The sequence below is a fragment of the Thermogemmatispora tikiterensis genome (genome assembly GCF_003268475.1).
In the GTDB taxonomy this organism is placed as follows: domain Bacteria; phylum Chloroflexota; class Ktedonobacteria; order Ktedonobacterales; family Ktedonobacteraceae; genus Thermogemmatispora; species Thermogemmatispora tikiterensis.
The window spans coordinates 308,143-320,377 of sequence record NZ_MCIF01000002.1 but is presented as its reverse complement, the minus strand read 5'-3'; the positions used below and the strand labels follow the sequence as shown (position 1 = coordinate 320,377).

Sequence of the window (12,235 nt, the reverse complement as noted above, 5' to 3'; positions counted from 1 at the left end):
AGAAAGGAGGATACCATGCTAGAGAAGCCGGGAGAAATCCAGGTTGATAAAGAAATCGATGCGCGGGGCAGCTTCTGCCCCGGCCCCCTCATGGAGCTGATACGGGGGATCAGAGCCATCCCGGTCGGAGGAACACTGGCGCTCCTCTCCAGCGATCCAGGCTCGGCCCGCGATGTTCCGGCCTGGGTACAGAAGGCCGGCCACGAATTGCTGGGGGCTTTCCCGGAGCAGGGATATACCCGTTTCGTTGTCCGCAGAAAACGCTAACGCCAGGCAGACCGAGAGAGAGGAGGGCCTACCTATGCCTCGACAGATTATCATCATCGGTGGAGGAGTCGGAGGGACGATCACGGCCAATATGCTGGCGCGGCAGTTACGCCCGCATGAAGCCGAGATCACCCTCATTGATAGCACGGGAAGGCATGTCTACATGCCTTTCTGGCTCTATATGCCCTTCAACGACAGCGATCCGCAGAGCCAATTGCTGGTCCGTGATGAGCGGACATTGTTGCACCAGCGCGTTCACCTGCTGATCGGGCAGGTGGAACAGATCGATGTGGCCAATCATCAGGTGCACGTCTCCCAGAGCAGCGCCCTCGAACCAGCCAGCGGAAAGAGGGAGAGCGTCCTTGTCTACGACGATCTGGTGCTGGCCACAGGGGCGCGGCTCGCCTTCGCCGATCTGCCAGGATTGGAAGAGGGGCCGGGGGTATGGCATCATTTCTACGATACCGAGGGAGCGCTGCGGCTTCGTCAGGCCCTGAGCACTTTTCCCGGCGGGCGCATCGTGATTGCAGTAGCCGGTATCCCCTACCGCTGTCCTCCTGCCCCCCTGGAATTCACCTTTCTGCTCGACGACTGGCTTCGCCAGCATTGCCTCCGGGAGCACACCGTCATCGAGTACCTCTATCCGCTCCCGCGCGTCTTTACCATCGAGCGGGTGGCGGAAATGGTGGCTCCTTTGCTGGAAGAGCGTGAGATCGCCACACGGGTCTTCTTTACGCCGGAGGCTATCGACCAGCAGCGCCGGGTGATTCGCTCGCTGGAAGGCGAAGAGGTCCCCTTCGACCTGCTGATCCTGGTCCCTCCGCATCGTGGGGCGCAGGTCATCGAGGCATCCGGTTTGGGAGATAGCCAGGGATGGATTCCGACCGATCGCCACACCCTGCAGGTCAAAGGACAGGAGCATGTGTACGCTCTCGGGGATGCCACCGATCTGCCCGTGCCTAAAAGTGGTTCCACCGCTCACTTTGAAGCCCGCGTCCTGGCCAGGCGCCTGGTGGCAGCGATCCGTGGAGAGGCACTTGAGGGGGATGAGGGTCTCTACGATGGAGAGGTGATGTGTTTCCTGGAGACAGGGAACCGCCAGGCCACGCAGCTGGTGTTTAACTACGAGCACCCGCCCGAGCCTCCGCGCCCAAGTCTCTTCTACCACCTGGAGAAGCAGTTGCTGAACCATGCCTACTGGCACCTGATCCCCCAGGGTCTCATTTAGGCTGAAGCTGGTGCAAAGGACCAGCCGGGGAGCGAGCTGGTCAGGTCTACCGGTAATCAACGAGAGAGGCGTGCCCGGAAAGATGGCACGCCTCTCAGCGTCAAAGCTGGACGCGCCAGCCCCAGCCGGTCGAGGTCAGATCAGAGGAGGCCCGTCCAGCTGGCGGCCCCTGAGTCGTCAGCTGCTGGCGGCTTGTGCTCCTCAGCCTGGCCGGCTGGCTCTTCTTGCGCGCCATCGCCCTCATGCAACATCCCAGGACGAACAATGAACAGGGGGAGCTTACTGCTGGTCAGCAATTGCTCAGTGACGCTGCCGAGCAGGAGACGGGCCAGGCCACTGCGTCCGTGGGTGGCCAGCGCGATCAGATCGAAGGGCTGGGCCGGGTCCTGCGCATCCTCAGCCGCGGCATGCTTGAGAATGGCCCCCGGGACATTGCTGCTGGCGATCACCGTGGACGTGATCGTCACAGCAGGGTCGGCCAGCTGCTCCTGGCGTATGCGCTGCATCACTCCCTCCAGGTAGCTCCTGGCTTCCTCCTGGAGCTGCTCACGCAGGCCCGGGTCTGGGATACGCAGTCCCCCTAGCGACCCATAGCCAGGAACATCGATGATACTCAACAACTGCACCAGGCTCAGCGCAGGTGGAGCAAGCAGCGCCAGGAGCTGGAAGGCCGGTTTGAGGGCGGCCTCCGCGGTCAGCGAGCCATCCAGCGGCAGCAGCAACCGCAGCGGGCGCCCTGGCCGTGGGAACGGCAGCAGCGGCCCCTGCTCATGGAAGACCAGCAGGGGGGCCGGGCTGCGTCTGACAGCCTGCTGCGCCATACTGCCAACAAGCCACCGTTTGAGCCGACTGGCGGCGTGGGTACACAGGATGATGAGATCCGTTTGCTCCAGGCGCGCTGCCGAAAACACCGTCGAGGCCGGAGGGCCAAAGGCCACCTCCTGCTCGACTGGCAGATGCTCAAGGGCCTGCGCGTAGTTCTGGACAGTCTCGTTGAGGTAGTGCGTGGCCCTGGCAATCTCGTGCTCTGCCAGGCTGCTGGAAGGGTCGAAGAGCGTGCTGCTATCGGCGAGCATCCCCGGGGGAGGCCATTCGATCACGCGCAACACCGTCACCGATCCCTGGGCCGCGCGAGCCAAATGGGCAGCGATCAGCAAGGCTCGCTCAGCGGCAGGGGTGCCATCCAGGGGCACAAGCATGCGGCGAAACATGGTAGGCTGCTCCTTTCTGCTCTCTGAAGCCAGAGGGGCTCATAGGCCTTCTGCTCGCTTAGCCCAACGGCACCGCCCTGGCCTCACCTCGTAGCGCACCAGGCGAACTGGCTGGATGCCACAGGCCATCATCGCCTTGTCTGGCTGTGGCCATACCGTCTGCCTGTCTCCTCCTTGTTTCCGAGCATACCTGATCCATCTCACGAGAGCGTTACAAGAGTGCGTCCCTCGATCACAAACAGCTCTCTTGAGAGCAAGAGGACAGAAGGGAGCAGCCATGCCCCCCGATGAAGCGAGCGCTGTCGCGCCTGCATCCTGTAACTAGGCTGTGAAGACGACAGAGCCTCCTGAGAGCGGCTCGTGAGCGGTCCGTTCTAGGCTTTTATCAAGAAGAGAAAGCCACTGTCGGTTGTCAGGGAGATGCCCTATGCAGCAGAACCGATACTATCAGGAAATCAAGACGGTGCTATCGAGCGAAGATACTCCATGCCTCTCGCTCTATCTGCCCACGCCCAGCAAAGGTCAGGGCTATTACCTTGGCCCACGGCTGCTGAAACGCTTGCTCCACGAGGCGCGTGCGCGCCTGGCGCAAACGCAGCTCAGTGTGGCCGGGCAGCGGAGTCTCCTCGCGCCCATCGAGGCCCTGCCCACTGAGGCTTCACTGTGGAACACAGTCTCGCCCGGGCTGGCGGTCTTCCGTTCAGCGACCCTCTATCGGATCTATCATCTCTCGTATGCCCCTCGTCCCCAGGTAGTGGTTGGAGCGCACTTTTTCATCAAGCCGCTGTTACCACTATTGAGCCACAATGAACACTTCTATCTCCTCGTGCTGAGCCGCAAGCAGGTGCGGCTGCTGGTCTGTCACCCCTTCGGTCAGCAGGAGATACCTTTGCCCGAGAGCCTCGCCAGTCCCCCAGGCTCCTGGCGGGAGCGTTGGTCACGAGTCCATGCGCTTCAATACCATAGCGGTAGCCCAGTGACTCACCACGGAAGGCGTGGGGCCGTGATGTATCACGGCCAGGGTGCAGGAGAACAGGAGGAGCAGGCGGATGAGTTACGGTATATCCGGCAGATCGACCATGCGGTGCATGCCCTCCTGCGCAGCCAGCAAGCTCCACTGGTGCTGGCCGCCGTTTCCTCACTCCAGGCGCTCTATCGCCATGTCAACACCTATCCGTTCCTTCTCAAAGAGGGCCTGGAGGGGAATTTTGATGAGGTGAGCGCCACCCTGCTCCGTCAGCGAGCCTGGCCGCTGGTCGTCTCTTCCTTGCGGCAGGCGCAACAGGAGACCCTGGCCCGCTTTCGCGAGCGTGAGGGCACCGGACAAGCGTCTGCTGACCTGGACGAGATCGCTCGGGCGGCCTGCAGTGGGCGCATCCAGCTCCTCTTCATCGCCGAGGAGGCCACCATCTGGGGCCGGTTGGATTCCGTGACACAGACCATCGACGTCCACGCCGAAGCACAGCCCGGCGATGAAGACCTGGTCGATCAGCTGGCGGCCCAGACGATCCTCCACGACGGCCTGGTTTCCGTGGTCGCCACGGAGCATATGCCCACCCCAGGCCCGCTGGCGGCCATCTTCCGCTACTGAGCCGGGTCAGGGCCGGTGCTGGGTTGATTGACTGGCTGGTTTAGCGGATCATCGCCTTCCCTGTGAAAGGCAGAGGAGGGCGGTATCGCCCACCCGGCGAAATCAGCTGAGGCTGAGAGAGCGCGTGAGGAGAGGAAAGGCCCAGGCACAGAATGGCAGACTCAGAGACTCCTCCCCTCCCATTGCGCTCCCTCACTGAGCTGGTTCATGGCAGCGGTCGACCAGCAGGCGAGCCTCCAGACGTTGCAGCATCCGCATGCTGCGGACTCCTTCAACCATAAAGATGAGCCGTTCGCAGAGCGTGGCGACCTGGGAACTGATGCGTTTCAAGAGCAGGGCCAGGGCGGACAGATAGGCGATCCAGGGCTGTGCCGGGGCATTGGTCCCCGTGGAAGAGAGCGCGCCGGCTGGCATGGTCAGGAGCAAGCTGCGTTGCAGCCTGGCCAGCTCATGCTGAAGACGGCGTTGTTGACGCCACAGGCGCTGCGCTCCCTGGGTATCCTGTTCTGCCAGCGCCAGAGCCACCGCCATCGCCGAGGCGCTGACCTGACGCCCGAAGGACATGAGTTGCTCCCCCAGCCCGGCCAGGGTAGGAGGCCATTGTCTCGCCTCCCCATTTGCTTGACCAGCCTGCGCGGCGGAGGAGCCGAGCCAGACGACCAGCCTGGCCAGCTCTTGCGCCTCCTCGCTCAGCAGGCGCAGCTCGCTGCCCAGCACAGGCAATGACACCAGGAAACGCAGCGCGCTGTCTCCCATCTCCTCCGCTTCGAGCAAGAAGACGCGCACTTCGTCCTCGATCGTGGCCTGCAGGCTGGCAATCGTCGGGTCAGCCGGCAAGACCGTCTGTGCCAGCGCTGGATCGAACAGCTCTACGGCCTTCAGCGCGCGCGTCAGTCGCTCGCCGGTCAGAATGCCCAGGCGTACCAGTTTGTCCTGAAGCTCCCGCAGAGAGCGAGAGTCTTCAGCCGCTCGTTTGCACATGACTGCTCTCCTTCTTTCCGTTTCCCGACTGGCTCGGAGGCCCCGGCCCCTGCTTACCAGCGGTGGAGCATACGATCATTCCCCCAATTTCCTTACTCATGGGGAATATATACCCCCGGCGCCTCACAGGGCCTGCACAAGAACAGGCTCGCGCATCACAGGATGTTCTCGCGGCACCGCTCTGGTCACTGGTCGCTCTCCTGAGAGAAATCAAGATCAAAGGAAAAGCCAGGCCCATGCCTGGCACGGTCTTTCCTTTTCCTGCAGGGCCAGCGCCGCATCTGGGGAACGCTGAGCGGAGCGGAGCCGGGCTCCTTTCCTCGGGAGTGAACCGTGATAAGACAGGGGACCGCCGTGAAGGACCTGTGACAGGAATAGCCTATCCTCCTCGAAGGAGAGCAGCAGCGCAGCGATCTGCCAGCGCAGGAGCTAAACCGCAGTGCTCTCTACGACGCGAATGAGTGTTGCTCTGCCAGTGTACTCGCTAGCGAGCGAGTCTAGTAAAGACAGGAGTGACGATCATGAAAGCCTTTGTGATGAAGGCCATTGGTCAAGTGGGTTTCATGGAGAAGCCTGTGCCTGAGCCAGGCCCGAACGATGCCGTTGTGCGCACGACGCGGGCGCTCATCTGTACCTCGGACTCGCATACTGTGCGGGGAGCCATCGGCCCGCGCACCAATCTGACGCTCGGCCATGAGGCGGTGGGCATCGTGCACACTGTGGGCAGCCAGGTGCGCCAGTTCCGTCCAGGCGACCGGGTGGTCGTTGGAGCTATTACCCCAGATTGGGGTGATCTCGCCTCCCAGGCTGGCCATCCTTCTCAGTCAGGTGGACCATTGGGAGGATGGAAATTCTCCAATACCAAGGACGGCGTCTTCGCGGAGTACTTTCACGTGAATGAGGCCGATGCCAACATGGCGCTGATTCCCCCGGATGTCTCTGACGAGATGGCGGTCTACTGCGCAGATATGCTCTCGACCGGGTTCATGGGAGCGGAACAGGGGCGTATCCCGCTCGGTGGGACAGTGGCTGTCTTTGGGCAGGGACCCGTCGGGCTGATGGCCACGGCTGGGGCCAGATTGCTGGGAGCGGGCCTGATCATCGCCGTGGAGGCGGTGCCCCGGCGGCAGGAGCTGGCTCGCCTCTACGGGGCGGATGTCATCGTCGACTTCTCCCGCGAGGATGTGGTCAGGCGTATCCTGGAACTGACCGCTGGGCAGGGGGTGGATACGGCCATCGAAGCGCTGGGCAGCGATGTCACCTTCCAGAACGCCGTGAAGGTGACCAAAGCGGGTGGCACCATCTCGAACATCGGCTACCACGGACACGGCGAGTTTGTCCATATCCCACGTCTGGACTGGGGGGTGGGCATGGCAGAAAAGACGATCACTACGGGACTCTGCCCAGGTGGGCGCCTGCGCCTGGAGCGTCTGCTCCGTCTGCTCCAGCAGAAGCGCGTTGACCCAACACTGCTGACCACCCACACCTTTCCGTTCGAAGAGATGGAGCGAGCCTTTGAGATGATGGACCAGAAGCGAGATGGCATCATCAAACCGCTCATTGTCTTCACCTGAGCCGTCAGCCGCGGCGATGGCGGGGCAGGACCCAGACCCGCCCATGTCTTATGAGTGAGAAAGGAGGCATTGACCAGGTCTGTGGCCGGCTGTCTCCCCTTGCCTGCCGAGGGAGGGCAGCCGCCTGGCTGATGCCGCCTGCTTGATAGACGAAACATCTTCCTGGCTGGACTCGTACCTGGAGAGGAATTCGTCACTGCAACTGGTGCTATCTCTGGCCAGCGTGTGGTATCCTCTGGATATGGTGTCAAAGCAGTCTACCGGGCGGGCCGGCGTGAGCTGATAAGACGAAGATAGCCTGGCTGGTGGAAGCAAAGTCGAGTCGGCGCCTTTCAGCGAAAGGGCATGCGCTGATCACCCAGACAACCAGCAACACGCTGCCTGGGGTGGAGATGGATACGGTATGCAAGTACCTGTCAGAGGGCAGCGGTGTCTTTCGCGCGTGCCCGCTGCCTGAGCTTTCATCTATGTAGGGAAAGGCGACTATTCATGAGGCCGCTCAGATCCAACCAGCCGATCCGCTCTCCCGTCCTGATTGGCCGGGAGAGAGAAAGCGCCCTCTTAGGGGCGCTCATCGAGCGGGTAAAGCAGAGGCATGGCCAGACGCTTCTTCTCAGTGGCGAGGCAGGCATTGGCAAGTCACGCCTGCTTGCTGAAGGGAAAAGACAGGCTGACGAGCAGGGGTTTCTTGTGCTCCAGGGTGCCTGCTTTCCTCCTGACCGCACCTCTCCCTATGCCCCACTGCTCGATCTGCTTTCCTCTTCCCACATTCAGAAACGACTCTCGCTCTCCGCTCCTCATGCGGGCCTACTGACCCATGAGCTGGCCCGTCTTTTCCCGGGATTCCTGGAGCACACAGCGGGCTTCCCCCCTTCGCCTGCACCGACCATCGAGCCAGAACGGGAAAAACGTCGCCTCTTCATAGCGCTCAGCCAATTCTTCATGGGCGAGGCCTCCACCCGACCAGTGCTGCTCACCATCGAGGATGTACACTGGAGCGATGAAACCAGCCTGGAATTCCTGCACTATCTGGCGCGAAGCTCAGTGGCGCATCCACTGCTACTTGTGGTGACGTACAGGAATGACGAGATGCATCCAGGCTTGAACCGCTGGCTGGCGCAGCTGGACCGCGAGCGCCTGGCGCAGGAATGCCTCTTGCCACCTCTTTCGAAAGTCGAGGTTGAGGCAATGCTGCGAGCCATCTTTGACCAGCAACAGGTGATGCCTGCTTCAGCCATCGAAGCGATCTATGGACTGACCGAGGGCAATCCTTTCTTCATTGAAGAGATTCTGAAATCGCTCATCCTGGTCGATGCCAGTGATTCCCCACGGTGGGAGAATCAGCCTCTCCAGAAACTGCCTGTCCCTCGTAGTGTCCAGGAAACAGTCGCGCTTCGGCTTGGGCAACTCAGCGACGCTGCACGGCATGTGGTGACTCTGGCAGCCGTGGCTGGGAGACGCTTCGATTTCGCCGTCCTTCAACAGATTACCCGCCTTGCTGAGTCGGAGCTGCTTTCGCTGATGAAAGAGCTGATCGCAGCTCAGTTGGTTGTAGAGGAATCTGAGGAGCAGTTTGCTTTCCGTCACGCGCTCACGCGTCAGGCCATTTATAGACAGTTGTTGCTCCGTGAACGCGAGGCCTTGCATCGTACGCTTGCGGAAACAGAGGAGCACCTCTTTGCAGAGACGCTGGAGGCCCACCTCACCGAGGTCGCGTATCACTTTTATGAAGCCAGAGTCTGGGAGAAAGCCTTCGCGTATGCGAAGTTAGCCGGGGAAAGAGCGCTGATCCTGTACGCGCCGCGCGTCGCCATTGAACAATTCACCCGGGCCTTGAAAGCGACCCATTACATGGAAGCCACGTCCTCTGCTCCTCTCTATCGCTTACGCGGGCAGGCTTACGAGACCCTTGGTGAATTCGAGCATGCCAGGGCTGACTACGAGCGTGCCCTCACGACCGCGCATGACGCTGGTCAAGGAGAGGTGGAATGGCAGGCGGTCATAGACCTGGGCTTTCTGTGGGCGGGGCGTGATTACGAACGGGCAGGCTCGTTCTTTCGAGAGGCAGTGCAGCGAGCTGCGGCGCTCTCTCAGCCGACCTTGTACGCACACAGCCTCAATCGCCTGGGCAACTGGTTGGTTAACACCGGTCAGACTGTCGAGGGGCTGGCGGCCCATCAACAGGCTTTGGAGGTATTCCGTAGGCAGCAGGATCGAGCGGGCATGGCCCAGACCCTCGACCTGCTGGGGATGGCGCTGGTCTGGACAGGCAATTTTGTGGAGGGGAGGCAGCAACAGGAACAAGCGATTGCCCTCTTCCGGCTCCTTGGCGACAAGAAGGGCCTCAGCTCAATCCTGTCAAACGCCAGTCTCGGCATTGCTCCTGCCACGGCTGAAACGGCGTTCGTACTCGTGCGTTCACCCGAGGAGTGCGAACGCGATACGGCAGAGGCGGCGGAGCTGGCGCGCCAGATCGACTGGCCGGCAGGGGAAGCCTACGCAGAACTCACCGCCGGGATACTGCTTGCCAGCTTCGGGCAATTAGGGAAAGCGCTTGCACATGTGCGCAAAGGATTCCATATAGCTCAGGAGATCGAACACCAGCAGTGGATCGTCGCGGCCTATAGCCACTTTGGACAGATCTCCCTGCTCCTGCTCGACCCTGCGCTGGCCCTGCACTATCTGGAGTCCGGGTTGAGACTGGCCAAGACCCTCGGCTCGGCGTGGTGGATGGACGCGATCCTCTCCTCCCAGGCCCTGGCCTTCCTGCAGCTTGGGCAGCTGAAGCAAGCCGAGGCGGCGCTCCAACTTGCACTGGCACGAGAGCAGGAGCCATGCACTCTGTCACAGCGGCGCGTTCGTTGGGCCTGGGGAGAGCTGGTCCTGGCACAGGGTGAAGCCCAGGGCGCCCTGCAGATCGCAGAGCACCTGATCGCCTCCGCCCCGGGGAATCTGACTGCCCAGCCGATTCCTCGGCTCTGGAAGCTCAAGGGGGAGGCGCTGGCCGCCTTGAGACGCCTGGAAGAGGCAGTCGAGGCCCTGGAGGAGGCAAAACGTGGTGCGCTCTTACGCTACGAGACCCCGCTGCTCTGGCGCATTCACGGCGCGCTTGGGCGAGTCTATCGCTTGCTCAAGCGCGAGCAGGAGGCGAGTGAGGCGCTGATGGCCGCGCGGGAAGGGGTGGAGTTGCTGGCACAGACAATTGATGATGCTGAGCTGCGTGAGCAGTTTTCGCAAAGGGCACTGGCCTCCCTGCCACGAGCCAGGCCGAGTGCGCTCAGACGGGTTGCAGCCGCCAGCTTTGGCGGCCTGACTGAACGTGAACGGGAAGTTGCAGCCCTCATTGCCCAGGGCGCCACGAACCGAGAAATTGCTGATCTGCTGGTGATCAGCGAGCGCACCGCCGAAGGACACGTAAACGCTATTTTGAGGAAGTTAGGCTTTACCTCACGAGTCCAAATTGCAGTATGGGCCGTCGAGCGGAGGCTGACGAACCGCTAAACTGCTACGTACCTTAAGCGAACACCTCTTACCGAATCCAGGTACTCCTCATTTGATCATCCAGGTACTTTCCCCGTTAGCAGCGCCGGGCCTTCCGACTATACTCCTTTTGTTGTGGTGCAGCATAGAGGGGAGTGGGTGGCCCGCTCATCAGCAGAGTCAAAGGGATACCACGAGAGGAACTGTCCTGGTCTGATCATACCTTCGATGTGGAGGCTGGCTTCAATGCCTTCCAATACGCAGCTTCCTCGCTGAATGCCCGGCGGCTGGCCAGACCAGGGAGATGATAATGGCAATCTGGGAACGCCAGGAGGACTGCGAGTCTGTCACCATTGTGGCCACCCTGGGCACGTTCCTGCCGCTGTCGCCTCCTGGAATGCCCGACCCTTTCGTCCTCTCTGCACCTGGGCGTGTCGAGACACTGCTGGAGCAGGCAAGGCTGGCCCTGCTGGAAAGCTTCGAGGTAGGCTGCTCCTTGTGGCCCGGTAAGCAATCGTCAGTGCTCTGGCCCCATTTCGGACGCCTGCGGACGGTTACCGCCCGCGCAACTGTTTCCGCTGTGTGATGGCTGCAGCCTGAAAGGTGATCACACGTGAACGATGATGAAAGGAGCCAACGATGTACGATGTGATTGTGATCGGCGCACGCTGTGCCGGGTCGCCGACGGCGATGCTTCTGGCTCGCAAGGGCTATCGAGTCTTGCTCGTGGACAAAGCCAGCTTTCCCAGTGACCATCTTTCCACTCACTGGATTCACCAGCCCGGAGTGGCCTGCCTTGCCCGCTGGGGGCTACGGGAGCGCCTGGCTGCCACCGGCTGCCCCCCGATTACTTCAATGACCGTGGACCTGGGACCTTTCGCCCTTCGGGGTACCCTGCCGTCGGCTGGGGCCATCGCGGAGGGCTACTGTCCCCGACGGACGGTGCTCGACAAGCTGCTGGTTGATGCGGCTGTCGAGGCAGGTGCCGAGCTGCGTGAACATTGCTCGCTTCAAGACCTCCTGTGGGATGGCGAGCGTGTCAGCGGCATTGCCGCTCGATCCGCTGCCGGTACGCCCATTCGGGAGCAGGCCCGGATCGTGATTGGGGCCGACGGGGTTCACTCGCTCGTAGCCCGGCAGGTCCAGGCGCCTGTCTACAACGCCAGGCCAGCTTTCCAATGTGCCTACTACAGTTACTGGAGCGGCGTCGAGCTTTCCGGCACTGAGTTCTACCCCCGCGAGCGTCGCGGCTTCGGGGTCCTGCCTACCCATCAAGGACTCACCTGTATTGTCGTTGGCTGGCCACACGAGGAGTTTCATACCTACCGCGCCGATGTCGAAGGGAACTTCCTCAAAACGCTTGATCTTGCCCCTGCGTTGGCGGAGCGCGTACGCCAGGGGAGGCGGGAGGAGCGCTTCAGTGGCACCGCCGAGCTGTACAACTTCTTCCGCAGACCCTATGGCCCCGGCTGGGCACTGGTCGGGGACGCTGGCTATCACAAGGACCCGATCACGGCACAAGGCATCAGCGATGCCTTCCGCGATGCAGAGTTGGTGGCTGAGGCGGTGGATGCTGGCCTCACCGGCTCGCAGCCGCTGGAGGAAGCGCTAGCCAGCTATGAGCAGCGCCGCAATGAGGCCGCTATGCCGCTCTACGAGTTCACCTGTCAGCTCGCCCAGCTTGAGCCACCATCACCAGCGATGCAGCAGCTCTTTGCCGCCCTGCGTCACAATCAGGAGCAAACCAACCGCTTCCTCGGTACCCTCGCAGGAACCGTGCCCGTCCCGGAGTTCTTCGCGCCGGAAAACCTGGGGCAGATTATGGGAGCGGCGGCCCGATCCGAGACCTTCTAGGGGTGAGCCCCTTCCCGATGGAGATCCGCCGGCGACATGAATTGCTCAG

The 12,235-nt window shown here is 61.8% G+C and carries 9 protein-coding genes; 7 read left to right on the top strand and 2 right to left on the bottom strand.

Translation table 11 applies throughout. From position 1 onward, the window contains the following. The first annotated feature begins 15 nt into the window (after positions 1–15). Together A4R35_RS01490 and A4R35_RS01485 are read left to right on the top strand one after the other, a co-directional pair. Positions 16–267, top strand: a complete 252-nt coding sequence (locus A4R35_RS01490) for a sulfurtransferase TusA family protein (protein WP_112425875.1) — start codon at positions 16–18, stop codon at positions 265–267. 34 nt (positions 268–301) lie between these two features. Then, on the top strand, positions 302–1,495 hold the full coding sequence (locus tag A4R35_RS01485) for an NAD(P)/FAD-dependent oxidoreductase (RefSeq protein WP_112425873.1): 1,194 nt from the start codon (positions 302–304) through the stop codon (positions 1,493–1,495). 140 nt (positions 1,496–1,635) lie between these two features. Here the strand turns inward: A4R35_RS01485 and A4R35_RS01480 are convergent, their stop codons facing one another. Then, positions 1,636–2,706, bottom strand: a complete 1,071-nt coding sequence (locus A4R35_RS01480; RefSeq protein ID WP_112425871.1) for a universal stress protein — start codon at positions 2,704–2,706, stop codon at positions 1,636–1,638. 427 nt (positions 2,707–3,133) lie between these two features. On the opposite strand from A4R35_RS01480, the gene A4R35_RS01475 reads away from it, so the two are divergent. After that, entirely contained in the window at positions 3,134–4,297 is a 1,164-nt protein-coding gene (locus A4R35_RS01475; protein WP_112425869.1) for a baeRF3 domain-containing protein, read from the top strand. Between the two features lie 192 nt (positions 4,298–4,489). On the opposite strand, the gene A4R35_RS01470 is transcribed toward A4R35_RS01475, so the two are convergent. After that, entirely contained in the window at positions 4,490–5,278 is a 789-nt protein-coding gene (locus A4R35_RS01470; RefSeq protein WP_112425867.1) for a phosphate signaling complex PhoU family protein, read from the bottom strand. 521 nt (positions 5,279–5,799) lie between these two features. Here A4R35_RS01470 and A4R35_RS01465 point away from each other — a divergent pair. The 4 genes from A4R35_RS01465 (at position 5,800) to A4R35_RS01450 (ending at position 12,186) form a co-directional block, all read left to right on the top strand. Beyond that, positions 5,800–6,852 carry an NAD(P)-dependent alcohol dehydrogenase gene (locus A4R35_RS01465; RefSeq protein ID WP_112425865.1) on the top strand — a complete coding sequence of 351 codons (1,053 nt, stop codon included), beginning with the start codon at positions 5,800–5,802 and terminating at the stop codon, positions 6,850–6,852. A gap of 489 nt (positions 6,853–7,341) precedes the next feature. After that, a complete protein-coding gene (locus A4R35_RS01460) occupies positions 7,342–10,353 on the top strand; it encodes a helix-turn-helix transcriptional regulator (RefSeq protein WP_112425863.1) in 3,012 nt (1,003 codons plus the stop codon). Between the two features lie 289 nt (positions 10,354–10,642). Continuing rightward, the gene (locus tag A4R35_RS01455; RefSeq protein WP_112425861.1) at positions 10,643–10,918 is read left to right on the top strand and encodes a hypothetical protein; all 276 of its coding nucleotides are present in this window, start codon (positions 10,643–10,645) and stop codon (positions 10,916–10,918) included. A 53-nt stretch (positions 10,919–10,971) separates the two neighbouring features. Next, positions 10,972–12,186: an NAD(P)/FAD-dependent oxidoreductase gene (locus A4R35_RS01450; RefSeq protein WP_112425859.1), complete on the top strand. Its 1,215-nt coding sequence runs from the start codon at positions 10,972–10,974 to the stop codon at positions 12,184–12,186. Positions 12,187–12,235: the final 49 nt, after the last annotated feature.

Bases quoted from the DNA above. Each gene is read 5' to 3' on its own strand.
- A4R35_RS01490 (WP_112425875.1), top strand. From the start codon at position 16: ATGCTAGAGAAGCCGGGAGAAATCCAGGTTGATAAAGAAATCGATGCG.
- A4R35_RS01485 (WP_112425873.1), top strand. From the start codon at position 302: ATGCCTCGACAGATTATCATCATCGGTGGAGGAGTCGGAGGGACGATC.
- A4R35_RS01480 (WP_112425871.1), bottom strand. From the start codon at position 2,706: ATGTTTCGCCGCATGCTTGTGCCCCTGGATGGCACCCCTGCCGCTGAG.
- A4R35_RS01475 (WP_112425869.1), top strand. From the start codon at position 3,134: ATGCAGCAGAACCGATACTATCAGGAAATCAAGACGGTGCTATCGAGC.
- A4R35_RS01470 (WP_112425867.1), bottom strand. From the start codon at position 5,278: ATGTGCAAACGAGCGGCTGAAGACTCTCGCTCTCTGCGGGAGCTTCAG.
- A4R35_RS01465 (WP_112425865.1), top strand. From the start codon at position 5,800: ATGAAAGCCTTTGTGATGAAGGCCATTGGTCAAGTGGGTTTCATGGAG.
- A4R35_RS01460 (WP_112425863.1), top strand. From the start codon at position 7,342: ATGAGGCCGCTCAGATCCAACCAGCCGATCCGCTCTCCCGTCCTGATT.
- A4R35_RS01455 (WP_112425861.1), top strand. From the start codon at position 10,643: ATGGCAATCTGGGAACGCCAGGAGGACTGCGAGTCTGTCACCATTGTG.
- A4R35_RS01450 (WP_112425859.1), top strand. From the start codon at position 10,972: ATGTACGATGTGATTGTGATCGGCGCACGCTGTGCCGGGTCGCCGACG.